Source organism: Variovorax sucrosi (assembly GCF_051216635.1).
Classification (GTDB): domain Bacteria; phylum Pseudomonadota; class Gammaproteobacteria; order Burkholderiales; family Burkholderiaceae_C; genus Variovorax.
The window spans coordinates 221,463-247,104 of sequence record NZ_JBPJZU010000007.1 but is presented as its reverse complement, the minus strand read 5'-3'; the positions used below and the strand labels follow the sequence as shown (position 1 = coordinate 247,104).

26 protein-coding genes are annotated in these 25,642 nt (G+C 68.4%); 8 read left to right on the top strand and 18 right to left on the bottom strand.

Annotation, left to right across the window (positions count from 1 at the left end; genetic code table 11):
• Positions 1 to 77 precede the first annotated feature (77 nt).
• The 8 genes from ACSFBE_RS15635 to ACSFBE_RS15600 are packed head-to-tail and all read left to right on the top strand — an operon-like array spanning position 78 to position 7,830.
• The gene (locus ACSFBE_RS15635; protein WP_435491311.1) at positions 78 to 566 is read left to right on the top strand and encodes a (2Fe-2S)-binding protein; all 489 of its coding nucleotides are present in this window, start codon (positions 78 to 80) and stop codon (positions 564 to 566) included.
• Between the two features lie 10 nt (positions 567 to 576).
• On the top strand, positions 577 to 3,021 hold the full coding sequence (locus tag ACSFBE_RS15630; protein WP_435491310.1) for a xanthine dehydrogenase family protein molybdopterin-binding subunit: 2,445 nt from the start codon (positions 577 to 579) through the stop codon (positions 3,019 to 3,021).
• Positions 3,022 to 3,044: 23 nt separating this feature from the next.
• The gene (locus ACSFBE_RS15625; protein ID WP_435491309.1) at positions 3,045 to 3,836 is read left to right on the top strand and encodes an FAD binding domain-containing protein; all 792 of its coding nucleotides are present in this window, start codon (positions 3,045 to 3,047) and stop codon (positions 3,834 to 3,836) included.
• A 7-nt stretch (positions 3,837 to 3,843) separates the two neighbouring features.
• A complete protein-coding gene (locus tag ACSFBE_RS15620; RefSeq protein ID WP_435491445.1) occupies positions 3,844 to 4,743 on the top strand; it encodes an AAA family ATPase in 900 nt (299 codons plus the stop codon).
• Positions 4,744 to 4,759: 16 nt separating this feature from the next.
• On the top strand, positions 4,760 to 5,953 hold the full coding sequence (locus ACSFBE_RS15615) for a vWA domain-containing protein (RefSeq protein WP_435491308.1): 1,194 nt from the start codon (positions 4,760 to 4,762) through the stop codon (positions 5,951 to 5,953).
• Between the two features lie 32 nt (positions 5,954 to 5,985).
• Complete coding sequence (locus ACSFBE_RS15610; protein ID WP_435491307.1) at positions 5,986 to 6,549, top strand: SRPBCC family protein; 564 nt, start codon at positions 5,986 to 5,988, stop codon at positions 6,547 to 6,549.
• A 4-nt stretch (positions 6,550 to 6,553) separates the two neighbouring features.
• The gene (locus ACSFBE_RS15605) at positions 6,554 to 7,570 is read left to right on the top strand and encodes an XdhC family protein (RefSeq protein WP_435491306.1); all 1,017 of its coding nucleotides are present in this window, start codon (positions 6,554 to 6,556) and stop codon (positions 7,568 to 7,570) included.
• A 5-nt stretch (positions 7,571 to 7,575) separates the two neighbouring features.
• Positions 7,576 to 7,830, top strand: a complete 255-nt coding sequence (locus tag ACSFBE_RS15600; RefSeq protein WP_435491305.1) for a YkgJ family cysteine cluster protein — start codon at positions 7,576 to 7,578, stop codon at positions 7,828 to 7,830.
• Positions 7,831 to 7,861: 31 nt separating this feature from the next.
• Here ACSFBE_RS15600 and ACSFBE_RS15595 read toward each other — a convergent pair whose 3' ends face one another.
• The 18 genes from ACSFBE_RS15595 to rpsA form a co-directional block, all read right to left on the bottom strand.
• The gene (locus ACSFBE_RS15595) at positions 7,862 to 10,096 is read right to left on the bottom strand and encodes a molybdopterin cofactor-binding domain-containing protein (protein ID WP_435491304.1); all 2,235 of its coding nucleotides are present in this window, start codon (positions 10,094 to 10,096) and stop codon (positions 7,862 to 7,864) included.
• Between the two features lie 13 nt (positions 10,097 to 10,109).
• The gene (locus ACSFBE_RS15590) at positions 10,110 to 11,093 is read right to left on the bottom strand and encodes an FAD binding domain-containing protein (RefSeq protein ID WP_435491303.1); all 984 of its coding nucleotides are present in this window, start codon (positions 11,091 to 11,093) and stop codon (positions 10,110 to 10,112) included.
• On the bottom strand, positions 11,090 to 11,671 hold the full coding sequence (locus ACSFBE_RS15585) for a 2Fe-2S iron-sulfur cluster-binding protein (RefSeq protein ID WP_435491302.1): 582 nt from the start codon (positions 11,669 to 11,671) through the stop codon (positions 11,090 to 11,092). The genes ACSFBE_RS15590 and ACSFBE_RS15585 overlap by 4 nt, the downstream gene beginning before the upstream one ends.
• A 186-nt stretch (positions 11,672 to 11,857) precedes the next feature.
• Positions 11,858 to 12,217, bottom strand: a complete 360-nt coding sequence (gene mnhG, locus ACSFBE_RS15580; RefSeq protein ID WP_435491444.1) for a monovalent cation/H(+) antiporter subunit G — start codon at positions 12,215 to 12,217, stop codon at positions 11,858 to 11,860.
• A gap of 25 nt (positions 12,218 to 12,242) precedes the next feature.
• Positions 12,243 to 12,521, bottom strand: coding sequence for a K+/H+ antiporter subunit F (locus ACSFBE_RS15575; RefSeq protein WP_435454743.1), 279 nt, complete (start codon positions 12,519 to 12,521; stop codon positions 12,243 to 12,245).
• Positions 12,518 to 13,009, bottom strand: coding sequence for a Na+/H+ antiporter subunit E (locus ACSFBE_RS15570; RefSeq protein ID WP_435491443.1), 492 nt, complete (start codon positions 13,007 to 13,009; stop codon positions 12,518 to 12,520). The genes ACSFBE_RS15575 and ACSFBE_RS15570 overlap by 4 nt, the downstream gene beginning before the upstream one ends.
• On the bottom strand, positions 13,009 to 14,706 hold the full coding sequence (locus ACSFBE_RS15565) for a monovalent cation/H+ antiporter subunit D (protein WP_435491301.1): 1,698 nt from the start codon (positions 14,704 to 14,706) through the stop codon (positions 13,009 to 13,011). The genes ACSFBE_RS15570 and ACSFBE_RS15565 overlap by 1 nt, the downstream gene beginning before the upstream one ends.
• Positions 14,703 to 15,059: a Na+/H+ antiporter subunit C gene (locus tag ACSFBE_RS15560; protein ID WP_435491300.1), complete on the bottom strand. Its 357-nt coding sequence runs from the start codon at positions 15,057 to 15,059 to the stop codon at positions 14,703 to 14,705. Before ACSFBE_RS15560 ends, ACSFBE_RS15565 begins: the two co-directional genes overlap by 4 nt.
• On the bottom strand, positions 15,059 to 18,007 hold the full coding sequence (locus ACSFBE_RS15555) for a monovalent cation/H+ antiporter subunit A (protein ID WP_435491299.1): 2,949 nt from the start codon (positions 18,005 to 18,007) through the stop codon (positions 15,059 to 15,061). Before ACSFBE_RS15555 ends, ACSFBE_RS15560 begins: the two co-directional genes overlap by 1 nt.
• Before the next feature lie 67 nt (positions 18,008 to 18,074).
• The gene (gene crcB, locus ACSFBE_RS15550) at positions 18,075 to 18,452 is read right to left on the bottom strand and encodes a fluoride efflux transporter CrcB (RefSeq protein WP_435491298.1); all 378 of its coding nucleotides are present in this window, start codon (positions 18,450 to 18,452) and stop codon (positions 18,075 to 18,077) included.
• A gap of 18 nt (positions 18,453 to 18,470) precedes the next feature.
• Positions 18,471 to 19,784, bottom strand: a complete 1,314-nt coding sequence (locus ACSFBE_RS15545; RefSeq protein WP_435491297.1) for a TRAP transporter large permease — start codon at positions 19,782 to 19,784, stop codon at positions 18,471 to 18,473.
• 9 nt (positions 19,785 to 19,793) lie between these two features.
• On the bottom strand, positions 19,794 to 20,327 hold the full coding sequence (locus ACSFBE_RS15540) for a TRAP transporter small permease (protein ID WP_435491296.1): 534 nt from the start codon (positions 20,325 to 20,327) through the stop codon (positions 19,794 to 19,796).
• 89 nt (positions 20,328 to 20,416) lie between these two features.
• Positions 20,417 to 21,397 carry a TRAP transporter substrate-binding protein gene (locus tag ACSFBE_RS15535; protein WP_435491295.1) on the bottom strand — a complete coding sequence of 327 codons (981 nt, stop codon included), beginning with the start codon at positions 21,395 to 21,397 and terminating at the stop codon, positions 20,417 to 20,419.
• Between the two features lie 153 nt (positions 21,398 to 21,550).
• The gene (locus tag ACSFBE_RS15530; protein WP_435491294.1) at positions 21,551 to 21,862 is read right to left on the bottom strand and encodes a ComEA family DNA-binding protein; all 312 of its coding nucleotides are present in this window, start codon (positions 21,860 to 21,862) and stop codon (positions 21,551 to 21,553) included.
• Positions 21,863 to 21,991: 129 nt separating this feature from the next.
• Complete coding sequence (gene lapB / locus ACSFBE_RS15525) at positions 21,992 to 23,170, bottom strand: lipopolysaccharide assembly protein LapB (RefSeq protein ID WP_435491293.1); 1,179 nt, start codon at positions 23,168 to 23,170, stop codon at positions 21,992 to 21,994.
• Positions 23,160 to 23,489 (bottom strand): LapA family protein, encoded by a 330-nt coding sequence (locus tag ACSFBE_RS15520; protein WP_435491292.1) that lies wholly within the window; start codon positions 23,487 to 23,489, stop codon positions 23,160 to 23,162. The genes lapB and ACSFBE_RS15520 overlap by 11 nt, the downstream gene beginning before the upstream one ends.
• Positions 23,490 to 23,526: 37 nt before the next feature.
• On the bottom strand, positions 23,527 to 23,856 hold the full coding sequence (locus tag ACSFBE_RS15515) for an integration host factor subunit beta (RefSeq protein ID WP_435491291.1): 330 nt from the start codon (positions 23,854 to 23,856) through the stop codon (positions 23,527 to 23,529).
• 71 nt (positions 23,857 to 23,927) lie between these two features.
• On the bottom strand, positions 23,928 to 25,616 hold the full coding sequence (gene rpsA, locus ACSFBE_RS15510; RefSeq protein WP_435491290.1) for a 30S ribosomal protein S1: 1,689 nt from the start codon (positions 25,614 to 25,616) through the stop codon (positions 23,928 to 23,930).
• Positions 25,617 to 25,642 lie beyond the last annotated feature (26 nt).

Here is a 25,642-nt window from a genome sequence, read left to right as displayed (position 1 = left end):
TGCCTAGGATGTCGGGTCGGCTCGGCGTCCAAGATGCCCTTCGCTTTCCTCAGCCATCACCTCACGGAGACAGCCAAATGCAGGTTTCTTTCACCGTCAACGGCCGGGCGGCCACGGTCGACGCAGCCCCCAACACCTTCCTCGTGCAGGCGATCCGCGAGCATCTGCATCTGACCGGCACGCACGTGGGCTGCGACACCGCGCAGTGCGGCGCCTGCACGGTGCATGTCAACGGCCGTGCCATCAAGTCGTGCAACGTGCTGGTGGCGCAGGTGGCCGGTGCCGAGATCACGACCATCGAGGGCATTGCCCAGCCCGACGGAACGATGCACCCGATGCAGGCCGCCTTCAAGGAGTGCCACGGCCTGCAGTGCGGCTTCTGCACCCCGGGCATGGTGATGAGCGCCATCGACCTGTGCACTTACCACCCGAATTCCAGCGAGACCGAGATCCGTTCGCTGCTCGACGGCAACCTCTGCCGCTGTACCGGCTACCAGAACATCGTGAAGGCCGTGCAGATGGGTGGCAAGGACATGGCCGCCGCATCCACAACGGCCGCGGCCTGAGGAGCACACCATGGGTGCATCCGATTTCGCCAACCTCCCGCACATCGGCGAGGCGGTCCGCCGCAAGGAGGACTACCGCTTCCTGACCGGCGCCGGCAACTACACCGACGACGTGACCATGGCCGCACAGAGCCATGCCATCTTCGTGCGCTCGCCGCACGCCCACGCCACCATCAAGTCGGTCGACATCGCCGAGGCGTCGAAGATGCCCGGCGTGATCGGCATCTTCAGCGGCAAGGACATCGAAGGGAAGATGGGCGGGCTGCCCTGCGGCTGGCTCATCAACAACCCCGACGGCACGCCGATGAAGGAGCCGCTGCACCCGATCCTCGCGATCAAGAAGGTGCGCTACGTCGGCGACCATGTCGCGATGGTCGTGGCCGAGACCGTCGAGCAGGCGAAGAACGCCGCCGAGGCGGTGGTGGTCGACTACGACGTACACCCGGCGCTGGTGAGCGTGGCCGACGCCGCGAAAAAGCAGAGCGGCGTCACCCTCCACGACGAGGCGCCCGACAACCAGTGCTACAAGTGGACGCTGGGCGACAAGGGCGCGGTCGATGCGGCCTTCACCAACGCGGCCCATGTGACGAAGCTGGACCTGGTCAACAACCGCCTGGTGCCCAACCCGATCGAGCCGCGCGTCGCCATCGGCAACTACAGCCGCGCGACCGAGGAGTACGTGCTCTACGTCTCGAACCAGAACCCGCACGTCGAGCGCCTGCTGATGACGGCCTTCGTGCTGGGCCTGCCCGAGCACAAGGTGCGCGTCATCGCACCCGACGTGGGGGGAGGATTCGGCTCCAAGATCTACCTCTATGCCGAAGATGTGTGCCTGACATGGGCCGCCAAGCAGCTCAACCGCAGCATCAAGTGGACGGGCGAGCGCTCGGAGTGCTTTCTGTCCGACGCGCACGGCCGTGATCATGTGAGCCATGCCGAAATGGCGCTCGACAAGGACGGCAAGTTCCTCGCGCTCCGCGTGCACACCGACGCCAACCTCGGCGCCTACCTCTCGACTTTCTCGACGGCCATCCCGACGATCCTCTACGCGACCTTGCTGGCCGGCCAGTACGCCACGCCGCAGATCTACGTGGAGGTCGATGCGTGGTTCACCAACACCGCGCCCGTCGATGCCTACCGCGGTGCGGGGCGGCCCGAGGCCACCTACCTGCTGGAGCGGCTGGTGTCGCGGTGTGCGTGGGAACTGAAGCTGGGGCAGGACGAGATCCGTCGCCGCAACATGATCACCAGCTTTCCGTACCAGACGCCAGTGGCGCTGCAGTACGACACGGGCAACTTTCCGGCGCTGCTCGACCGCGCCAACGAACTGGCGGAGGTCGCAGGCTTCGCCGCCCGCAAGGCCGAGAGCGAACGCCAGGGCAAGCTGCGCGGCATCGGCTACTCCAGCTACATCGAGGCCTGCGGCCTGGCGCCGTCGAACGTGGCGGGCGCGCTCGGTGCGCGTGCCGGCCTGTTCGAAGCGGGCGAGGTGCGGGTGCACCCGACCGGCAGCGTGACCGTGTTCACCGGCTCGCACAGCCACGGCCAGGGCCACGAAACGACCTTCGCGCAGCTGGTGGCGGCGCGCCTGGGCATTCCGGTCGAGAACGTCGACATCGTGCACGGTGACACCGGCCGCGTGCCCTTCGGCATGGGCACGTATGGATCGCGCTCGCTGTCGGTCGGCGGCACGGCGATCATGAAGGCGCTCGACAAGATCGAGACCAAGGCCAAGAAGATCGCCGCGCACCTGATGGAGGCGAGCGACGCCGACATCGAATTCGCCAACGGCGAGTTCACCGTGAAGGGCACCGACAAGAAGATCCCGTTCGGCCAGGTGGCGCTGACGGCCTATGTGCCGCACAACTACCCGCTCGACAAGCTGGAGCCGGGCCTGAACGAGACGGCCTTCTACGACCCGACCAACTTCACCTACCCGGCCGGCACCTACATCTGCGAAGTCGAAATCGACAAGGGCACCGGCGAGGTCACCATCGACCGCTTCACCGCGGTGGACGACTTCGGCACCATCGTCAACCCGATGATCGTCGAGGGCCAGGTGCACGGCGGCATCGTGCAGGGCATCGGCCAGGCACTGATGGAAAACTGCGTGTACGACAACGAAACGGGCCAGCTGCTCACCGGCAGCTTCATGGACTACGCCATGCCGCGCGCCGAGGACTTCCCGATGTTCACGCTCGACACCCTGAGCACGCCCTGCACCCACAACCCGATCGGCTCCAAGGGCTGCGGCGAGGCGGGCGCCATCGGCTCGCCGCCGGCCGTCATCAACGCCGTGCTCGATGCGCTGGCGCCGCTCGGCGTGAAGGACTTCGACATGCCCGCGTCGCCGCACCGCGTGTGGGAGGCGATGCAGAAGGGCGCCACCACGCCGACGCAGCAGCCGCAGACGCCGTCGCTCGCCGCGAGCACCCAGGGCCGTCCGGCCGCCTGATCCCAGTTACTCAGGACCACACCATGTACCCCTTCACCCTCGAACGTCCGGCCAGCGTGGCCGATGCCGCGAAGCTCGCTGCCGCCGGCGGCAAGCCGCTGGCCGGCGGGCAGACATTGCTCGCCTCGATGAAGCTGCGGCTCTCTGCGCCGGAACAACTGGTCGACCTCGGCGGCATCGCCGAGCTGGCCGGCATCGGGCAGGACGGCGACACGCTGGTCATCGGCGCGATGGCGCGCCACCTGGCCGTGGCGAACGACGCCGCGGTCAAGGCGGCGTATCCCGCGCTGGCCGACCTGGCTTCGCGCATCGGCGACCGGCAGGTGCGCGCCATGGGCACGCTCGGCGGCTCGGTCGCGAACAACGACCCGGCCGCCTGCTACCCGGCCGCCGTGCTGGCCTCCGGCGCGACGGTGGTCACCGACAAGCGCGAGATCACGGCCGACGACTTCTTCCTGGGCCTGTTCACCACCGCGCTGGAAGAGGGCGAGCTGATCACCGCGATCCGCTTTCCCGTCCCGAAGCGCGCGCACTACGAGAAGCTGCGCCAGAAGGCGTCGCACTTCCCGCTGGTGGGCGTGTTCGTGGCGCAGTACGACGCGGGCGTGCGGGTGGCCATCACCGGGGCGGGCAACGGCGTGTTTCGGCACACCGGGTTGGAAGACGCGCTCAACCAGAGCTTCACGCCCGAATCCGCTGCCACGGTGACGATCGATTCGAGCGATCTCAACAGCGATCTGCATGCCTCGGCGCCGTACCGGGCCAACCTGATCAGCGTGCTGACGCAACGCGCCGTCCGTGCCGCGCTGGGTTGATGCGCGGGTGATCTTCTCCAGCATCGACGCGGTCGTTGCCGGCCTGCAGCAGGCCGGTTATTTCGCCGACCGGCGCCTCGCCACTGCCGTCTTCCTGGCGCTCAAGCTGCAGCGCCCGCTGCTGCTCGAAGGGGAGCCCGGCGTCGGCAAGACCGAACTCGCCAAGGCGCTGTCGGTCGCGCTGCGTCGTGAGCTGCTGCGCCTGCAGTGCTACGACGGCCTGGAGCAGCGCGAGGCGCTCTACGAATGGAACTACGCCGCGCAGTTGTTGCACATGCGCGCGGCCGAAGCGAGCGGTGCATCGCATGACATCGAGTCCGAGGTCTACCAGCCCCGCTACCTGATCCGCCGCCCGCTGCTGCAGGCGTTGCAGGCGCCGGCGCCCGGCGCAGTGCTGCTGATCGACGAGGTCGACCGCGCCGACGAGCCCTTCGAGGCCTTCCTGCTCGAGTACCTGGGCGAGTACCAGGTGAGCATTCCGGAGCTCGGTACCGTCAAGGCGCTGGTGCCACCGGTCACCCTCCTCACCAGCAACCGCACCCGCGACCTCAACGACGCGGTCAAGCGGCGCTGCCTTTACCACTGGCTCGACTACCCCGAGCGGGAGCGCGAACTGGCCATCGTGCGCGCGCAGGTGCCCGAGGCCGGCGAGGCGCTGTCGAAGCAGGTGGCGGACTTCGTCGGCCGGCTGCGCAGCGCGCCTTTTGTCAGCGCCTTCCAGCGCGCGCCCGGCATCGCCGAGAGCGTGGAATGGGCGCGCGCGCTGGTCGCGCTCGATGCGCTGGTGCTCGACCCCGAGGTGGTGGTCGACACCGCCGGCATCCTGTTCAAGCAGCGCGACGACGTGGCGGCGGTGACGCACGGCCTGGCCGCCGAGCTGCTGAAGCCGGAGGAGGGCGGCGCCTGACGGGCGCCGTGCCGGCATGGAACAGCTGGGCGACGCGCGCACCGGCAAGTTGCCCGGCAACATTGCCGGCTTCGGCCGTGCCCTGCGCCGTGCCGGCGTGTCGACCGACGCATCGCGCATCGCGCTTGCGACCGAAGCGGCGGTGCTGGTCGGCGTCGGTGTGCGCGACGACCTCTGCGCGGCGATGGAGGCGGTGATGGTCAGCCGCGAGCAGGACCGCGCCGTCTTCCGCGAACTCTTCGACGCCTGGTTCCGCGATCCCGAACTCGCCAACAAGATGCTGGCGCAGATGCTGCCGAGTGCCGAGGGAAAGATGGAGCCGGCCAAGCGCCGCCCGCGGGTGCGCGAGGCGTTGGCCGCACCGCGCGACGCCGATGCGCCGGTGCAGGGCGAGCGCGAGGTCGACTTCGACGCCGCCATGACGGCCAGCGACCTGCAGCGCCTGCACCATGCCGACTTCAACGCCCTCGGTGCGGCCGAGTACCGGCTGGTCGAGCGGCTGGCACGCGACGTCGCCTTGCCCGTGCCGCGGCTGCCGTCGCGCCGCCTGCGGGTGGCATCGGGCAGTGGGCACCCTACGCGCATGCACTGGCCGGGCGTGCTGCAGCAGGCGGCGCGCCACGGCGGCGAAATGGTGCGGCTGCCGCGGCTCGAACGCCGCACCCAGCCGCTGCCGCTGCTGGTGCTGATCGACGTGTCGGGCTCGATGGAGCGCTATGCGCGCCTGCTGCTGGCCTTTCTGCATGCAGCCACCCGCCGTGCCGGGCGCCGAGACGTGTTCGCCTTCGGCACCCGCCTGACCGACCTGACACCCGCCTTCGGCCTCGGCGACACCGACGCGATGCTGATGGCGGCCGGCGCGGCCATCGCCGATTTCGCCGGTGGTACCCGGCTGGGCGATTCACTGGCCGAGCTGCGCCGGGGGCATGCACGCCGCCTCACCGGCCGGCGCACGCTGGTGCTGGTCATCAGCGATGGCCTGGACACGGGCGAGCCGGCGGTGCTGGACCAGGAGCTGCGCTGGCTCAAGCGCCATGCGCGGCGCGTGCTGTGGCTGAACCCGCTGCTGCGCTTCGAGGGCTACGCTCCCCTTGCGCGTGGTGCGGCCATGCTGCACCGCCATGCAGATGCGATGCTGGCGGTCCACAATCTGAGCGCACTCGGCCAGCTGGCCGCCAGCCTGGCCGCACTGATGCGCGCAGGCCGCTAGCGCACCCCCCACGACAAGAAGGAAGAACCATCATGGAAATGCTCGGCAACCGCCGCCTCGGCGTCACGCAGCAGCAGGCCTGGGAGGCCCTGAACGATCCGGAGACCTTGAAGAAGTGCATCCCCGGTTGCGACAAGTTCGAGCTGACCGGCGACCACCAATACGCCGTCTCGGCCGCGGTCAAGGTCGGCCCGGTGTCGGCCAAGTTCGCCGGCAAGGTCTCGCTTGCCGACATCACGCCGCCCGATGGCTACAAGCTCAGCTTCGAAGGCCAGGGCGGCGTGGCCGGCTTCGCCAAGGGGTCGTCGAGCGTCACGCTCAGGCCGGTGCCGGACGACGCCAGCGCCTGCGAACTCGACTACACGGTGCAGGCGCAGGTCGGCGGCAAGATCGCGCAACTGGGCCAGCGGCTGATCGACGGCGCGGCCAAGTCCACCGCCGACGACTTCTTCAAGCGCTTCGATGCCGAGATGCAGCGCCGCTACGGTCCGCCGCCGGCCGAAGGCGACGCGGTGGCGGAAGAGAAAAAAGGCGCGGTCGCCGGCTTCATGCAGAAGATGGGCTTGGGCGGCAAGAAGGAATCGGACGCGGGCTGACAGCATGGAAAACCTCGACGTCATGGTGCTGCGCACCCTGCGCGACTGGCGGCTCGCCGGCAAGCGCGCACTGCTCACGACGGTGGTGCGCACCTGGGGCTCGTCGCCCCGGCCGGTGGGCTCGATCATGGCCTTGGCCGAAGACGGTGCGGTGGTGGGCTCGGTCTCGGGCGGCTGCATCGAGGACGATCTGATCGCCCGCTACAGCCGGCTGCACGGCGCGGCCGAGCCCATGCCCCACGGCGCGCCGACGCTGGTCAAGTACGGCATCACCGCGGACGAGGCGCACCGCTTCGGCCTGCCCTGCGGCGGCACGCTCGAACTGCTGCTCGAGTACGACCCCGACCCGGCCTCGCTGGAGGCCCTGGTGGCAGCGCTGGAACGCGGCCGGCTGATGGCCCGCACCGTGTCGCTCGCCGATGGCGCCGTGCAGCTGGCCGAGGCGTCGTCGCCCGCGGCCCTCGGCGTGGACGAGCGCCAGCTGGTCAACACCTTCGGCCCCGAGTACCGCATGCTGTTGATCGGTGCCGGCCAGCTGGCCGAGTACCTGGCCACGATGGCGAAGTTCAGCGGCTTCGCCGTCACCCTGTGCGACCCGCGGGTCGAGTACCGCAGCGCCTGGTCGGTGCCCGGCGTCGCCGTCACCACCGAGATGCCCGACGACGCGGTGAACGCGTTTCGCCCCGATCGCCGCAGCTGCGTGGTCGCGCTGACCCACGACCCGAAGCTTGATGACCTCGCGCTGCTGGAGGCACTGGCGAGCGAGGCCTTCTATGTTGGTGCGATCGGCTCGCGCCGCAATGCCCAGGCGCGCCGCCAGCGCATGGTCGAGCATTTCGACCAGACCGAGGCGTCGCTGGTCCGGCTGCGTGGGCCGATCGGCATCTACATCGGCAGCAAGACGCCGCCGGAGATCGCGGTGAGCGTCATGGCGGAAATCCTGGCGGTGAAGAACGGCGTCGCGCTGCCGCGAGAGATCGCCGTCGCGAACGCCAAGGCGCTGCAGGAAGAACTGGGCTGAGCGGCATGGACTGCCGCCCGGGTTGCGGCGCCTGCTGCACCGCACCCTCCATCAGCAGCGCCATTCCGGGCATGCCCGACGGCAAGCCGGCGGGCGTCCGCTGCGTGCAGCTGATGGCCGACCAGCGCTGCGCCATCTTCGGCCGACCGGAGCGGCCGGCCTGCTGCGGCGGGCTGCGACCGTCGGCCGAGATGTGCGGCAGCTCCGGCCCCGAGGCGATGCGCTGGCTGGCACGGCTGGAGGCGGCCACGGCGCCCTGAGGCCGGGGAGGACGCCCGCGAGTCTGCGGGTTCAGGCCTGGCGGGCGTTCCCTGCCATCACCTTGTCGAGCGTCAGCGGATAGTCGCGGATGCGCACGCCGGTGGCGTTGTAGACCGCATTGGCCACCGCCGCACCGGCGCCGCAGATGCCCAGCTCGCCGACGCCCTTGATCTTCAACGGGTTGGTCTTGTCGTCGACCTCGTCGAGGAACACCGCCTGGATGGCCGGAATGTCGGCGTGCGAAGGCACATGGTATTCGGCCAGGTCGTGGTTCACGAAGCAGCCGAAGCGCGGGTCGACGATGGCGGCCTCGTGCAGCGCCGCGCCCACGCCCCAGATCATCGCGCCGGTCGCCTGGCTGGTCGCCGTCTTCAGGTTCAGGATGCGGCCGGCCGCGAACACGCCCAGCATGCGGCGCAGCCGGATCTCGCCGGTGTCCATGTCGACTGCGACCTCGGCGAAGTGCGCGCCGTAGGCCTGCTGCGAGAACTTCGTCGCCATGTCGCCCTTCCCGATCTCGCCGTCGGCCTGCAGGCCGAGGGTGCCGGCCAACGCGCCGAGCGCTTCGGAACGGCCGCCGCCGCTGGCACGGCCCTCGGCCAGCACCAGCTCGGACGCGGACACGCCCAACTGGCGCGCGATCTGCTCGCGCAGCCGGCTGCAGGCATCGAACAGCGCGGAGCCGGCACTCGCCGCACCCCACGAGCCACCGGAACCCGGTGTCGCGGGAAAGTCGCTGTCGCCGAGTTCCATGCGCACCTGGTCGGGCGGCAGGCCGAGCATCTCCGCGGCGATCTGCGTCAGCACGGTGTAGCTGCCGGTGCCGATGTCGGTCATCGCCATGCGCGCGGTGAGCACGCCCTGGTGGTCGAGTGCGACATGGCACTTCGCGTCCATCAGGTAGTTGGAGCGGATCGCGGCCGCCATGCCCATGCCGACCTGCCAGCGGCCTTCGCGCAGGCTGCCGGGCGTCGCGGTGCGGCGCGACCAGCCGAAGCGCTCGGCGCCTTCCTTCATGCAGCGCACCAGCTGCCGGCTGGAGAAGGGAATGTTCTTCTCCGGGTCCTGCGCGGGTTCGTTGCGCAGCCGCAGTTCGATCGGGTCGAGCTTCAACCGCTCGGCCAGTTCGTCCATCGCCTGCTCGAGCGCCAGCATGCCCACCGCCTCGCCGGGTGCACGGGTCGAGTCGGAGATCGGCAGGTCGAGCGGAAGCATGCGGTGGGTGGTCAGCCGGTTCGGCGCCGCATAGAGGGTGCGCGTCTGCGTGCTGCCGGTCTCGTAGAAGTTGTCGAAGCGGGCGCTGTGCGACAGGGTGTCGTGCGCGACAGCGGTGAGCTGGCCGTCGGCCGTGGCCCCGAGGCGCACCCGCTGCACCGTGTCGCTGCGGTGCGTGGTGAAGTGGAACATCTGCTGGCGGGTGAGCGCGGTCTTGACCGGCCGCCTCAGCGCGCGCGACGCCAGCGCCGACAGCATCACATCGCCGTACACCGGCAGCTTGCCGCCGAAGCCGCCGCCGATGTAGCGGCTGACGATGCGGACCTGCTCGGGCGGGATCTGCAGCGTGTTGGCGACCGCCTGCTGCGCACTCTGGATCAGTTGGGCGGCGCAGTGCACCGTCAGCCGGTCGCCCTCCCAGAAGGCGAGGGTGGCATGCGGCTCCATCTGCGCGTGGATGTGGTGCGGCGTGGTGTAGGTCGCATCGAGCCGCACCGCCGCGCTGGCAAAGGCGGCCTCGAAGTCGCCGACGTGGCTGTCGGTCTGCTGCTGCTCGTCGTCCGGTGGCGTCACGGCCTGGGCCTCGCGGCCGCGCATCTCGAATTCGCCGGGCTCCGGTGCGTAGCGGATCTTCACCTGCTTGGCGGCCGAGCGCGCCTGCTCGAAGTTTTCGGCGACCACGTAGGCCACCGCTTCGCCGTAGTAGCGCACCCGGTCGCTGAAGAGCTGCGGTGACGAGCGCCCGAAGCGGTCCTTCGCCTCGAGGGGGCCCCAGGCGCCCTGTGCCGGCGCGTTGCGGTGCGTGTAGACCAGCAGCACGCCGGGCGCGCTTTCGGCGGCGGACGCATCGATGTCGGCCACGCGCCCCTTCGCGATGCTGGCCTCGACGATGAAGCCGCAGGCGGCACGGCCGGCTTCCTGCACCTCGTAGGCATAGGGCGCGCGCCCGGTCACCTTGAGGCGGCCGTCGACGCGGTCGATCGGCTTGCCGATCAGGCCGCCGCGGTTCTCGTCGATCGGGTTGCGCGCGGCGGGCGAGTTCATTTCCATGGCATGTCTTCCTTCACGCGGGCGTGGCCGCTTCGCGCAGGGCCGCCTGCAGCGTGCGCCGCAACAGCGGAATCTTGAAATCGTTGTGGCCGTAGCCGTGCGCACCCGTCAATGCGGCATCGGCGGCCGCGTTCCACGCGGTGTCGCCGGCGGTGGCACCGTTCAGCACCGTCTCGGCCGCGTCGACGCGCCAGGGCTTGTGGGCCACGCCGCCGAAGGCCATGCGCGCGCTGCGCACCTGGTCGCCGTCACTGTCGACGATGGCCGCGACCGACACCAGCGCGAAGGCATAGGAGGCACGGTCGCGCACCTTGCGGTAGACGTGACGGCCGCGCACCGGCGGCGGCAGCGTGACCGAGGTGATGAGCTCGCCCGGCTGCAGGTTGCTGTCGCGCTGCGGCGAGTCGCCGGGCAGCCGGTGGAAGTCGGCGATCGGGATGACACGCTTCGCGCCGCTCGGCGACACGGTTTCCACGTTGGCGTCCAACACGCGCATCGCCACTGCCATGTCCGACGGATGCACCGCGATGCATTGCGTGCTGGCGCCGACGATGGCGTGCGCGCGGTTGTAGCCTTCCAGCGCGGCGCAGCCCGAGCCCGGCTGCCGCTTGTTGCACGGGCGCGCCGTGTCGTAGAAGTAGACGCAGCGGGTGCGCTGCAGCAGGTTGCCGCCGGTGGTGGCCTTGTTGCGCAGCTGGCCCGATGCGCCGGCCAGCAGGGCACGGCTGAGCACCGCGTAGTCGCGGCGCACCCGCGGGTCGGCCGCGAGGTCGGCGTTGCGCACCAGCGTGCCGATGCGCAATCCGCCCTCGGCCGTGGGCTCGATGCGGTCGAGGTCGAGTCGGTTGATGTCCACCAGATGCGTCGGCACCTCGATCTGCAGCTTCATCAGGTCGAGCAGGTTGGTGCCGCCGGCGATCAGATGGGTGCCCGGCCGGGCAGCCGCAGCGGCGGCTGCGGCGGGCGAATCGGCGCGTTCGTAGCTGAAGGCTTTCATGCGCGGCTCCCGGCCACATCCTGGATGGCGGCGACGATGTTCGGATAGGCGCTGCAGCGGCACAGGTTGCCGCTCATGCGTTCGCGGATCTCTTCGGCCGAGAGCAGCGCGACCGGCGCATCGAGGTCGCGCGTCGCATGGCTGGGCATGCCGGCCTTCGCTTCGGCCAGCATGCCGGCGGCCGAGCAGATCTGGCCGGGTGTGCAGTAGCCGCACTGGAAGCCGTCGTGCTTGAGGAAGGCCTCCTGCAGCGGGTGCAGCTGATCGCCCTGCGCCATGCCTTCGATGGTGCGGACGGCCTCGCCGTCATGCATTACGGCGAGCGAGAGACAGGCGTTGATGCGCCGGCCTTCGACCAGCACCGTGCAGGCACCGCATTGCCCGTGGTCGCAGCCCTTTTTCGTGCCGGTCATCTGCAGGTTCTCGCGCAGGGCGTCGAGCAGGGTGGTGCGGGTGTCGACCTCCAGCTGCTGGCTGTGGCCGTTGACGACCAACTCGATGCGCAGGTGTTGCGGGGCGGCTTCGGCGGCCGAGGGTACGGCCGCGTTGGCGCCCGATGCGGGATCGTGGAGGTTCATTTGGGGGCTTCCTTCCGGCGCCGTCCATGGCGCAGGACCGGCACCGGATGCGGCGGAGCAACTGCGGGGGCGCCAGCGAATGCTAGGCAGCGCTGCCGGCCGGCGAAGGGCGCCTCTGCGCTGTCGTGCTGTAGGCAGAGTCCGATGCGGGACCGGCCCGTGCCGGGCCTCGCGCCTTGCGCCCGCTCAGTCGCCGCGGTCGGTGGTCGGCGGCACGTTACCGCCCTTCTGGCGTTCGCGGAACAGCGCCGCGCGCATCAGGAAGATGGTGGTGACCGGCGCGGTCAGCGCCACGAAGACCGCGATCAGCACCGCATGCAGGAACAGGCTGTAACCCTGCACCGAGAAGTAGACGATGGTCGCGATCGTCATGCACCACACGCCTGCCGTCGCGCCCAGCGTCGGCGCATGGATGCGGTGGAAGAAGGTCGGCAGCCGCACCAGCCCGAAGGAGCCGACCGCCGCGAAGGCCGCACCGAGCACCGCGAACAGGCCGGTCACGATCTCCGCCCACAGCGGCAACGGGCCGATGATGAAGTCGGGCACGACGTTCATGGCTGCAGCGCCGCGGTCATTCGATCACCTCGCCGCGCAGCAGGAATTTCGCCAGGGCGGTCGAGCCGACGAAACCGAACAGCGCGATCAGCATCGCGGCCTCGAAATAGACATTGCTCGCATAGTTGATGCCGAGCACCAGCATCATCAGCATGCCGTTGATGTAGAGGCAGTCCAGCGCCATCACGCGGTCTTGCGCGGTCGGGCCGATCAGCAGCCGCCAGACGGCGCAGAGCATCGCCACAGCGAGCAGAAAGAGGGCGCCCTTGAGGGCCCAGAAGAGAACGGGCGTCATGATTCGAAGATCTCCATCAGCGGGCGCTCGTAGCGGGTGCGGACCATCTCGATGAAGGCGGCCTCGTCGTCCAGGTCGAACACGTGCAGCAGCAGCTTGCTGCGGTCGAGCGAGAGCTCGCCCCAGGCGGTGCCGGGCGCCAGGCAGAAGATCATGGCGAGCACCGCCAGCGCATTCGGGTCGCGCATGCTGAGCGGCACTTCGACGAAGGTGGCGCGGATGTGGGCGCTGCGGCGCGTCAGCAAGGCACGGCCGACCGCCACCGCTGAGTGCAGCAGGTCGCCCAGCACGGTGCCCATCAGCCGCAGCGCGACGCCCGGTCGCCGCATGCGCACCGCCGCCGGCCGCAGCCCCTTGGTGATGAGCGGCACGACAATCGCCAGAATCGCGGCGAACAGCACGGTCGCGAGGTGCAGCGACTGGTTCAGCAGCAGCCACACCACGAAGAGCGCGAGCGACAACGGCGGCGAGGGCAGCCAGCGGCGCATCATGGTGCGGCTCCCGGCGAGGGCGGGTTCGGCACCTGCCGCGCACCGGCCACCGCATCGCGGTAGGCCTGGGGCGTGAACAGGCCTTCGGCCGTGGCGCTGGCATGCTGCATCACCGGACCGGCCTCGAGGGTGAGAACCGCGGCGGCGGCCAGCAACGCCGCCACCGGCAGCACCTCCATCGCACGCAGCGTGGGCCTGGCGCTGAGCGGCTGGGTCCAGAAGTGGCGGATGCCGGTGCGGCTCAGCGCCACCAGGGTCATGAAGCCCGAGGCCAGCAGCAGCCCGAGGAACAGCCAGCTCGAGCGGCTCAGCACCGGCGCATCGAGCAGGCCCGACAGCATCGCGAACTTGCCGACGAAGCCCGACAACGGCGGCAGGCCTGCCAGCAGCAGCGTGCAGCCGATGAAGCCCAGGCCGAGGAAGGCCACGCCGGCCGGAATGGCGCGGCCGTAGAGCGCCTGCTGTTCGTCGTCGAGGTTGACGTCGTTGTGCGCCGTGAGGTCCTCCGACAGGAAGGGCGCGTGGTCGGCCGCCTCGTGCGGCGCGATGCTGGCGCCGGCGTTGCGCCAGCGTTCGATCATGTCGATCAGCAGGAAGAAGGCGCTGACCGCCAGCGTGGAGCTCAAGAGGTAGTAGAGCGCGCCGGCCCAGATCGCCGGCTGCCCCAGGCCGATGGCGGCGAGCAGCGTGCCGGCCGATACCAGCACGCTGAAGCCGGCCAGGTTCGACAGCCGCTGGGTGCCGACGATGCCCAGCGCGCCGACGAAGAGCGTGGCCAGCCCGATGGCGACCAGGGCGTCCTGGCCGAACTGCGCCGAGCTGCCGGTGTCGGGCGCGAACAGCACGGTCCAGAGCCGCAGGATCGTGTAGACGCCCAGCTTGGTGAGCAGCGCGAACACCGCGCTGACCGGCGACACCGCGGCGCTGTAGGCCGGCACCAGCCAGAAGTTGAGCGGCCAGGCACCGGCCTTGGCGAAGAAAGCGGTGGCCAGGATGGCGGCGGCCGCGTGCACCAGGCCGCGGTCGGCTGCGTCGAGTTGGGCGATGCGCACGCCCAGGTCGGCCATGTTGAGCGTGCCGGTCACGCCGTAGAGCAGCGCCGCGCCGATCAGGAACAGCGACGAGGCCGCCAGGTTGATCGCGATGTAGTGCAGGCCGGCGGACACGCGCAGGCGCCCCGAGCCGTGCAGCAACAGCCCGTACGACGCGGCCAGCATGACTTCGAAGAAGACGAACAGGTTGAACAGGTCGCCCGTGAGGAAGGCGCCGTTCAGCCCCATCAGCTGCAGCTGCAGCATCGGATGGAAGTGCACGCCGGCGCGGTCCCAGCGCGAGGTGGAGTAGATGGATGCGGCGAAGGCCACCACGCCGGTGAGCGCGACCATCATGGTCGAGAGCCGGTCGGCCACCAGCACGATGCCGAAGGGCGCTCGCCAGTTGCCCGCGAGGTACACGCCAATGGAGCCCGGGCCGCTGCCGGTGTCGACGGCATTGACCCAGCGCAGCAGCGCCAGCGCGACCAGCAGGCCGATCAGGCCGGAGGCCACGCTCAGCGCCGACTTGATGCGGCGGCGCTTCTCGTCGAGCAGCAGCATCAGCGCGGCCGTCAGCATCGGCACCAGGATCGGCACCGCCACCAGGTGCGGCATGCTGAAGTCGAGAAAGCGGTCGAGGAGGCTGAGGAACTCGGTCATTCGCCGGCCTCCCGGGCGCGCTCTTCGCCGTCGACGTGGTCGGTGCCGCTCAGCCCGCGCGAGGCCAGCATCACGACCAGGAACAGCGCGGTCATCGCAAAGCCGATCACGATGGCGGTCAGCACCAGGGCCTGCGGCATCGGGTCGGCGGTGTTCGCCAGCGTGGATGCGACGCCGGCGATCAGCACCGGCTCGCTGTCGACCTTGAGCCGGCCCATGCTGAAGATGAACAGGTTGACCGCGTAGGAGATCAGCGTCAGGCCCATGATGACCTGAAAGGTGCGCGGTCGCAGCAGCAGGTACGTGCCTGAGCCGGTGAGTACGCCGATGGCGATGGCGAGCACGGCTTCCATCAGGCTGCGCCCTCCGCGGTCGGCGTGGCAGCGGCCTCGGCCGCTTCGCGCTCGGCTTGCTCGTCGGCCCAGCGGTGGCTGCGCACCGATTGGTGGGCCAGCGCCGTGAGGATGAGCATCGTCGCGCCGAGCACCAGCGAGAACACGCCCATGTCGAAGAAGAGCGCGCTCGGCACATGGATCTCGCCGAGCAGCGGCAGGTGCAGGTGGGCGGTGTGGGTCGTCATGAAGGGGTAGCCCAGCGCCACCGAGCCGCCACCGGTGGCCAGGGCGAGCAGCAGGCCGATGGCGATCCAGCGGCGCGGGTAGATGCGCAGGTGCTCCTCCACCCATTCGGTGCCCGACACGATGAACTGCAGCACCAGCGCCACCGACATCACGAGCCCGGCGACGAAGCCGCCGCCCGGCGCGTTGTGGCCGCGCATGAAGAAATAGACCGACACCAGCACCGACAGCGGCAGCAGCAGGCGCACCAGCACGGCGGGCACCATCAGGTAGCCGATGGCGCCGTCTGGCGCGCGGCGCGGGTTGAGCAGGTCGCTGCTCCCGTCGTCGGTCTGCAGGCGCTGCTGCGTCGGCAGGGCCATCGACTCGATGGCCGGGCGGAACCGGCGCAGGAGCGCGTAGACGGTGAGTGCCACCGCACCGAGCACGGTGATCTCGCCGAAGGTGTCGAAGCCGCGGAAGTCGACCAGCATGACGTTGACCACGTTGGTACCGCCGCCCAGGCTCAGCGCGTTGTCGAGGAAGAAGGGCGAGATGCTCTGAGGAAACTCGCGCGTCATCATCGTCCAGGCCAGCGCCGCCATGCCGCAGCCGGCGGTGGCGGCCACCAGCAGGTCGCGCCCGCGGCGGCCCCACGGGCGCAGTCGCGCCGAGGCGGGCTGCACCGTGGCCTTGCTGCGCATCGGCAGCCAACGCAGGCCGAGCAGCATGAGCACGGTGGTCACCGCCTCGACCACCAGCTGGGTGAGCGCCAGGTCGGGGGCAGAGAACCAGATGTAGGTGATACAGCAGACCAGGCCGGCCGCGGCTGCGAGCATCAGCGACGCCAACCGGTGGAACTTGGCCTGCCACGCAGCCGCCAGCGCGCAGCCCATGCCGATGATCCAGGTCATCGCGAACATCGGCGAGAAGGGCAGCAGCTCGCGCGTGCCGCGACCGCCGGGCGTGAGCGACAGGGATGCAGTGGCGCCGGCCACCGCCACGAGCACCAGCAGCAACAGCTGCGTCTGCAGGCGCCGCGTGCCGAAGACGCGGCGGCTTTGCCGGCCTGCTTCGCTCAACCGTGCCAGCAGGTTCTCGAAGATGCGCTGGCCGTCGAAGCGGTGCAGTCCCGGTGTGTAGTCGAGATGGCCTTGGGCGCGGCCACGGCGCTGCAGCAGGTACAGCGCAGCGCCGCCGGCCAGCGCGACGAAGCTCATCACCAGCGGCAGGTTGAAGCCGTGCCACACCGCCAGGCTGTACTCCGGCAGCACGCCGCCGACCACCGGCAGCGCGGCGGCTGCCAGCAGCGGGCCGACCGACCAGGCCGGCGCCACGCCCACCACCAGGCAGACCAGCACCAGCAGTTCGACCGGCACGCGCATCCAGTGCGGCGGCTCGTGGGGCTGCTTGGGTACCGCGTCGCCACAAGGAGGGCCGAAGAAGACGTCGAACACGAAGCGCGCGGAATAGGCCACGCTGAAGACACCGGCGACGGTGGCGATGATGGGCAGGCTGAAGTCGACCCACGGCGTGGACTGGATGAACACCGTCTCGGCGAAGAACATCTCCTTCGACAGGAAGCCGTTGAGCAGCGGCACGCCGGCCATGGACGCGCTGGCGATGATCGCCAGCGTGCCGGTGATCGGCATGAGGCGCAACAGCCCGCTGAGCTTGCGGATGTCGCGCGTACCGGTCTCGTGGTCGATGATGCCGGCCGCCATGAAGAGCGAGGCCTTGAAGGTCGCGTGGTTCATGACGTGGAACACCGCGGCCACGGCGGCCAGGGGGCTGTTGAGCCCGAGCAGCAGCGTGATGAGCCCGAGGTGCGAGATGGTCGAGTAGGCCAGCAGCGCCTTCAAATCGCGCTGGAACATCGCCGCGAAACCGCCCAGCAGCAACGTGATGGCACCGGCGCCGCCGACCAGCCAGAACCATTGTTCGGTGCCCGACAGCACCGGCCACAGCCGCGCCATCAGGAACACGCCGAGCTTCACCATGGTGGCCGAGTGTAGGTAGGCCGACACGGGGGTCGGCGCGGCCATGGCGCGCGGCAGCCAGAAGTGGAAGGGGAACTGCGCGCTCTTGGTGAAGGCACCGAGCAGCACCAGCACCAGCACGGTGGTGTAGAGCGGATGGGCGCGGATCAGGTCGCCCGATGCCAGCACCACGTCGAGCTCGTAGCTGCCGACGACGCGGCCCAGCACCAGCACGCCGGCCAGCAGGCACAGGCCGCCCATGCCGGTCACCGTGAGCGCCATGCGGGCGCCGCGTCGCGCGTCGCGCCGATGGTGCCAGTAGCCGATCAGCAGGAAGGAGAACAGGCTGGTGAGCTCCCAGAACAGCACCATCTGGACGATGTTGCCCGAGAGCACCACGCCCATCATCGACCCCATGAAGGCGAGGAAGAACGAGAAGAAGCGCGGCACCGGGTCGGACGCCGACATGTAGTAGCGCGCATACAGCACCACGAGCGCCCCGATGCCCAGCACCAGCATGCAGAACAGCCAGGCGAAGCCGTCCATGCGGAAGCTGAGGTTCAGGCCGAGCGCGGGGAGCCACTCGAAGTCCTGGCGCAGCACGTTCCCGTTGGCGACCCGGGGGAAGAGCCATGCCGCCTGCACCGCGCAGCCCAGCGCAACCAGTCCTGCCAAGGTCGATTCCCGATTGCGTGCGTTCGAGGGCAGCAGCGCCGCGAGCACACTGGCAATGAAGGGAAGTGCGACGAGGAAAACAAGGGGCATTGCGATCGATTCTATCGACGGGGGCGCTGCGATACCCCCGACAAAACCGCAGTGCTGCGTACGGACTTCAGCCTGCGAAGGCCTGCACGGTCTTGATGCCCAGCCAGGTGAGGCAGAGCGATCCGCAGAGGTGGAGCGCGATGGTGCCGAGCGCGAGCGCAGCCCGGCCGTTCATCAGCATGCCGACCGTCTCCGCCGAGAAGCTGGAGAAGGTGGTGAAGGTTCCGAGGAAGCCGGTGATCACCAGCAGACGCCAGGCCGGATCGATGTTCGGCAGGGTTTCGAAGAGCGCGATGGCGATGCCGATGAGGTAGCCACCGATCAGGTTGACCGCCAGCGTGCCCCACGGCAGCAGGCTGCCGGGGTTGAGCCACATCTGAAAGCCCCATCGCGCCAGGGCGCCGATGCAGGCGGCGGTGCAGATGGCAATGACGTTCAAGAGCATGCCGCGATTATCGCGACGCTACTTCTCGCTGCCCATCATCACATCCGGAAGGATCGTGACGATGCTCGGGAAGATCGTGATGAGCGCGATGCAGACCACCAGGCAGAAGAAGAACGGGATCGCCGCCTTGGCAATCACGTTGCTGTCCTTGCCCGTCATGTTCTGCAGCACGAAGAGGTTGAAGCCCACCGGCGGCGTGACCTCGGCGATCTCGACCAGCAGCACGATGAAGATGCCGAACCAGACCAGGTCGAAGCCGGCCTTCTGGATCATCGGCAGCACCACGGCGCTGGTCAGCACGATCATGGAGATGCCGTCGAGCGCAGTGCCCAGCACCAGGTACACCACCACCAGCGCGCCGATCAGCGCGTAGGGGGACAGATGCATGCTGTCGACCCATTCGGCCAGCTCCCGCGGGATGCCGGTGAAGGCCATGGTCTTGGTCAGGAAGGCCGCGCCCGCCAGGATGAACATGATCATGCAGCTGGTGCGCGTGGCGCCCATCAGCGCGTCCTTGAAGTTCTTCCAGGTCAGGCTCTTGCCGTAGGCGGCGATGGCCAGCGAACCCAGCACGCCAAAGGCCGCGCATTCGGTGGCCGTGGCCCAGCCTGCGACCAGCACCCAGATGATGAAGACGATCAGCAGCGCGCAGGGGATCAGATTGCCCGACAGGCGGATCTTCTCCATGAAGGTGGTCGGCGGGTCGGCCGGCGGCACCTTGTCGGGGTTGCGCAGGCTCCACCAGGCGATGTAGCCCGAGAACAGCAGCATCAGCAGGAGGCCCGGCAGGAAGCCGGCCAGGAAGATGCGGATGATGGAGGCATCGGCCGCGACTGCGTAGACCACCATGGTGATCGACGGCGGGATCAGGATGCCCAGCGTGCCGGCCGTCGCGAGCGAGCCGATCGCCAGCTTCTCGTCGTAGCCACGGCGCTTGAGTTCGGGCAGCGCCACCTTGGCGATGGTCGCGCAGGTCGCGGCCGAGGAGCCCGAGACCGAGCCGAACACACCGCAGCCGATGATGGTGGTGTGCATCAGCCGGCCGGGCACGCGGTTGAGCCACGGGCGCAGGCCTTCGAACATTTCTTCGCTGAGCTTGGTGCGGAACAGGATCTCGCCCATCCAGATGAAGAGCGGCAACGCGGCCAGTTCCCAGCTCGCGTTGCTTTCCCAGAAGGAAGAGAACAGGTTCTTGGCGGGCAGGGTGCTGGTGAAGAAGGCCTGGCCGACCCAGCCCACGATGGCCAGCGTCATGGCGATCCAGACGCCGCCGGCCAGCAGCACCAGCATGATGACGAGCAGCAGCGCGCCCATCAGGAGTGTTTCGATCATGGTGCCTTGTCAGACGTCGGAGGAGAAATCGCCGGCGGCATGCCGCTCTTCGATCGCGCGCTGGTAGCTGGGCTTCTCGCCGCGCACCACGCCCACCAGCTCGTCGACCATGGCGATCAGCAGCAGCCAGCAGCCGACCACGAAAGTTGCCTGCGGAATCCAGATCGGGATGACCACCAGGCCGGTCGCCATCTCGGCGAACTCATAGCTCTCCCAGGTGAAGCTGGTGGCGGCATAGGTGAGGTAGGCCACCGACACGGAGGCGATCAGCAGACAGACCACATCGAGGATGCGTCGCAGCTTCGGACCGACGCTGTCGAGCAGCAGCGTGACCCGCACGAAGTCGCCATGGCGGAAGGCATGCGCCATCGCCAGGAACGCAGCCGCGGCGCAGAGCCAGGCCACCACGTCGTTGAGCCCGCTGACGTGCCAGTTCACCTGGCGGCCGACGCCAGCCACGATCATCAGCACGAAGATCAAAAAAACGCAGAGCGCGCCGAGCGCGCCTGCACCGTCGTACAGACGATCGAGGAAGCGGCGCATTCAGGCCTCCTGCCGAGCCGCCCCAAGGGAGGCCTGCGCCCCCTCGGGGGGCAGCGATACGCGAAGCGATGAGCGTGGGGGCGTCATCATTACTTCTTTTTATAGGCGTCGACGATGGCCGCACCGTCTGCGCCAGCGGCCTTGAGCCAGTCGGCCTGCATGATGCCGCCGACCTGGCGCATGTCGGCGTCGAGCTTGGGCGAAGGCTTGTGGATCTTCATGCCGCGTTCGGTCAGCAGCTTCTTGTACTCGGCATTCTTCTCTTCGGCGACCTTCCAGCCGCGGGTCTCGGCATCGGCAGCGGCCTTCAGCACGGCGGCCTTGGTCGGCGCGTCGAGCGCGTCGAAGGACTTGGCGTTGACCAGGATCGCGTTCTTCGGGATCCAGGCCTGCGTGTCGTAGAAGTTTTTGATGCTCTCGTAGGTCTTGGTGTCGTAGCCGGTCGAACCCGAGCTCATGTAGCTCTCGATCACGCCGGTCGCCATGGCGGCGCTCAGTTCGGCTTGCTGGATCTGCACGGGTTGCGCACCGATCAGTTCCGCGATCTTGGCGGTCGCCGGGCTGTAGGCGCGCCACTTGATGCCGCGCAGGTCGGCCACCGAGCCGATCTCCTTCTTGGAGTAGATGCCCTGCGGCGCCCACGGCACCATGAACAGCACCTTGATGCCCTGTGCGGCCAGCAGCTTTTCCAGGGCCGGCTTGGACGCCGCGTAGAGCTTCATGGCTTCGGGGTAGGTCGTGGCCAGGAAGGGCACGCCGTCGAGCGCATAGATCGGGTTCTCGTTGGCGAAGTTGGCCAGCAGGATCTCGCCGGCCTGGGCCTGGCCGCTCTGCACCGCGCGCTTGATTTCCGGTGCCTTGAACAGCGATGCGTTCGCGTGCACGGTGATCTTCACCTTGCCGCCGGTCGCTGCGTCCACGTCCTTGGCGAACTGGGCGATGTTCTCGGTGTGGTAGTTGGTGGCCGGGTAGGCGGTCGGCAGGTCCCACTTGGTCTGGGCGAAGGCAACGCCGCCGAAGCTGAGGGCGGCGACCGCTGCGATGGCGGCGCGGGTGAACTTGTTGTTCATGGACTCTCCAGGGTGGATGATGAAATGCGAGGCGAGCATACGTGCAAATATCGGGCCACCCGCTGGGGCCTTTCCCGAAGGCACCGAGCGCCCAAAGAAAAGCCGCCCGGGTGGGCGGCTTGGCGCAGGGTGCGACCGGTCTGCGGTCTTCTGCTACTTGGCAGCCTTCGCCGCGGCAGGCTGGGGCGCCGCGGCCGTGGCCTTGTAGGGCTGGCCGTTCACGGTCAGGCCTTCGGCGGACAGCTTGGCCGCGGTCTTGGTCTTGACGCCCTTGACCCGTTCCATCAGGTCGGACCAGTCCTTGAACTCGCCCTTCTGGCGGGCGTCGACGATGCGCTTGGACATGGCGGGCCCGACGCCCTTGAGGCCGTCGAAGTCGGCCGCGCTGCCCTTGTTGACGTCCACCGCCGCAAACGAGGCGACAGCGAACAGCATGACCGAGGTGGCCAGGATTTTCTTGAACATGACAACTCTCCCTGAGTTTGAATTGGATGGAACACAGCACCCGCGGCGCCGCGGCGCCATGGGTTTGTCCAGCTTAGGGGCGATGCGGCGAACAGATCAAGGCAGGATGTCTCATGTTGCCGGTCGGGTTCAGAGCTCTTCGACCCGCCGTGGCGGGTAGCTGTCCCAGGCCTGGCAGCCGGGGCAATGCCAGAAGTGCTGGTGCGCTTCGAAACCGCAGGCCGCGCAGCGATAGCGCATGAGCGGGCGCGCGGCCTGGTCGAGCGCGCGCTGCACCTGCGGATGGAACTGCTCGTCCGGGAACGTCTCGCCGGCCAGCCAGCGCGACGCGGCGATCAGCGAAGGCTGGTGCGCGAGATGGGCGATGTAGCCGTCGCGCGGGCTGGCCGGCTGCTCGCTCGCGAGGCCGTCCGGCAGCGGCGTGCGACCCCCCAGCGCAATGATTGCCTCGAGCACGTCGATGGACGGCGCCGCGGCATAGCGACGCTGCAGCAGCGACAGCGCTTCGCCGCTGCGCTGCGCGCCCACCGCGGCCTGCTGCAGCGTGGCGGCATAGAGCGGCAAGGCGAGCGGCGCTCGCTCGCTCAGCGCCATCAGCGTGTCGAAGGCGGCCCGGGCATCGCCACCGCGCAGTTGCAGGTTCGCGCTGTCGATTGCAGGGCGGGGCGCGTCCGGCGCGATCGTTGCGGCCTGCTGCAGCAGGGCCGCAGCGGCGGCGGCATCGCCCTTGCCGAGTTGCTCCGACGCCTGTTCGCAGAGATGGTGCGCACGCCGCGTCGCATAGCTGGCCTGCTCGGCACCGTCGAGCTTCTGCGCCACTTCGGCGGCCTGCGCCCATTCCCGCGAGCGCTCATAGATGGCAAGCAGCGCCAGCCGCGATTCGTTCTCGTAGCGGGTGCCCTCGAGCTTGCGCAGCGCGGCTTCGGCCCGGTCGAGCAGGCCGGCCCGCAGGAAATCCTGCGCCAGCGCATGCTGTGCGCGTTCGCGGTCGGCCCGCGTCAGGTCCCCACGGCCCAGGAGGTGCTCGTGCACGCGCACCGCCCGCTGGTACTCGCCGCGGCGGCGGAACAGGTTGCCGAGGGCGAAGTGCAGCTCCTGGGTGTCGGGGTCGTTCTGCACCGCTTCGATGAAGGCGTCGATCGCCTGATCCTGCTGTTCGTTCAGCAGGAAGTTCAAGCCCCGGAAGTACGCCTTCGGCGCCTGCTGGTTTTCCATCTTCAACTGGCGCAGGTCGAAGCGCGAGGCGAGCCAGCCGAGCACGAAGGCGATCGGCAGGCTCAGCAGCAGCCAGCTGAAATCAAAGTCCATGTTGACGCACGGCAGGGAGGTCGGTGGGAAGCGGCGCGACCGTGGTCGGGCCCGCCGCAGCGGCGTTCGCGGCCTGGGGGGCGGGGACCGCGGCCGGCAGTTGCGCCGCCGCGGCGCGGTGTTTCCACCAGCCCGGCAGCATGCCGAGCGCACCCACCACGAGCCCGCCCGCGAACGCAGCCAGCACCACCAGCACCAATGGCGCGCGCCAGGCGGTGCCGAAGAAGAAGTAGACGGTGGCGTCGTGCTGGTTGTTCAGCGCGAAAGCGAAGAGGGTAAAAAAAATGGCTGCCTTGAGCAGCCACAGGAGGTATTTCATCAGCGTCCCCTTGGGCTCGCCGATTCTACGTTTGACCTCAAGGCACGGACGGTTTCTTGCCGTCTGCCGCCGCGTCCATCTCGGCGGTGCGCGCGTCGACGGCTTCCCGCAGGGCCTTGCCCGGCTTGAAGTGCGGCACCCGTTTTTCGGGAATCTGCACGCTTTCCCCCGAGCGCGGGTTGCGTCCGATGCGCGGCGGACGGCGGTTGACCGAGAAGCTGCCGAAGCCGCGGATCTCGATCCGGTGGCCGCGCACCAGCGCGTCGCTCATCGCGTCGAGGATCGTCTTGACGGCGTACTCGGCGTCGCGGTGCGTCAGCTGCGAAAAGCGGGCCGCGAGTTCTTCAACGAGGTCTGAGCGTGTCATGGGCCGAACAAAACGGAGACGAAAAAAAAGACAGAGCGACCTCGCGGTCGTCTCTGTCTTGCGGACGCAGCTTACTTGCTGTCGTTGTTGTCGAGCTTGGCGCGCAGCAGGGCGCCCAGGCTCGTCGTGCCCGCATTTTCGCGTGCCGACTGCTGGCTCAGGTTGGCCATGGCGCCTTGTTCGTCGACCATGTCCTTCTGCTTGATCGACAACTGGATGTTGCGGGTCTTGCGATCCACATTCACCACCACGGCCGTGACTTCGTCACCTTCCTTGAGCACGTTGCGGGCATCTTCGACGCGGTCGCGCGAGATTTCCGACGCACGCAGGTAGCCGATGATGTCTTCGCCGAGGTCGATTTCAGCGCCACGGGCGTCCACGGTCTTGACCTTGCCGGTCACGATCTGGCCCTTGTCGTTCACCGTGGTGAAGGTCGTGAACGGATCGCTGTCGAGCTGCTTGATGCCCAGGCTGATGCGTTCGCGGTCGACGTCGACTGCCAGCACCAGAGCCTCGACTTCCTGGCCCTTCTTGAAGTTGCGCACGGCGGCTTCGCCGGTTTCGTTCCACGACAGGTCCGAGAGGTGAACCAGGCCGTCGATGCCGGCAGCCAGACCCACGAACACGCCGAAGTCGGTGATCGACTTGATCGGGCCCTTGACGCGGTCGCCACGCTTGGTGTTTTGCGCGAACTCTTGCCACGGGTTGGCCTTGCACTGCTTCATGCCCAGGCTGATGCGGCGCTTGTCTTCGTCGATTTCAAGAACCATGACTTCGACTTCGTCGCCGAGCGAGACGATCTTGTTCGGCGCGATGTTCTTGTTGGTCCAGTCCATTTCGGAGACGTGCACCAGGCCTTCGATGCCGGGTTCGAGTTCGACGAACGCGCCGTAGTCGGCAATGTTCGTGACCTTGCCGAACAGGCGGGTCGATTGCGGGTAGCGGCGCGAAACGCCCATCCACGGGTCGTCGCCCATTTGCTTCAGACCCAGCGAGACACGGTTCTTTTCGGTGTCGAACTTGAGGATCTTGGCGGTGATTTCCTGGCCGGCCTGAACGACTTCGCTCGGGTGGCGAACACGGCGCCATGCCATGTCGGTGATGTGCAGCAGGCCGTCGATGCCGCCGAGGTCGACGAACGCACCGTATTCGGTGATGTTCTTGACCACGCCACGGACAACAGCGCCTTCCTTCAGGGTTTCCATCAGCTTGGCGCGTTCTTCGCCCATGCTGGCTTCGACCACGGCACGGCGCGACAACACGACGTTGTTGCGCTTGCGGTCGAGCTTGATGACCTTGAATTCCATCGTCTTGTTTTCGTACGGCGTCAGATCCTTGATCGGACGCGTATCGATCAGCGAACCGGGCAGGAAGGCGCGGATGCCGTTGACGAGCACGGTGAGGCCGCCCTTGACCTTGCCGCTGGTCGTACCGGTGACGAAGTCGCCGGATTCCAGGGCCTTCTCGAGCGCAAGCCACGAAGCCAGACGCTTGGCGGTGTCGCGCGAGAGGATGGTGTCGCCGTAGCCGTTTTCGACCGAGCCGATGGCCACGGAAACGAAATCGCCGGCCTGGACTTCGAGTTCACCCTTGTCGTTCTTGAACTCTTCGATCGGCACATACGCTTCGGACTTCAGACCGGCGTTGACGACGACGTGGTTGTGTTCGACACGCACGACTTCGGCCGTGATGACCTCGCCGGTGCGCATCTCGGAACGCTTCAGGGACTCTTCGAACAGATCGGCAAAAGATTCGGACATTGATTTTTCCTTCCGTCACGCAGGGT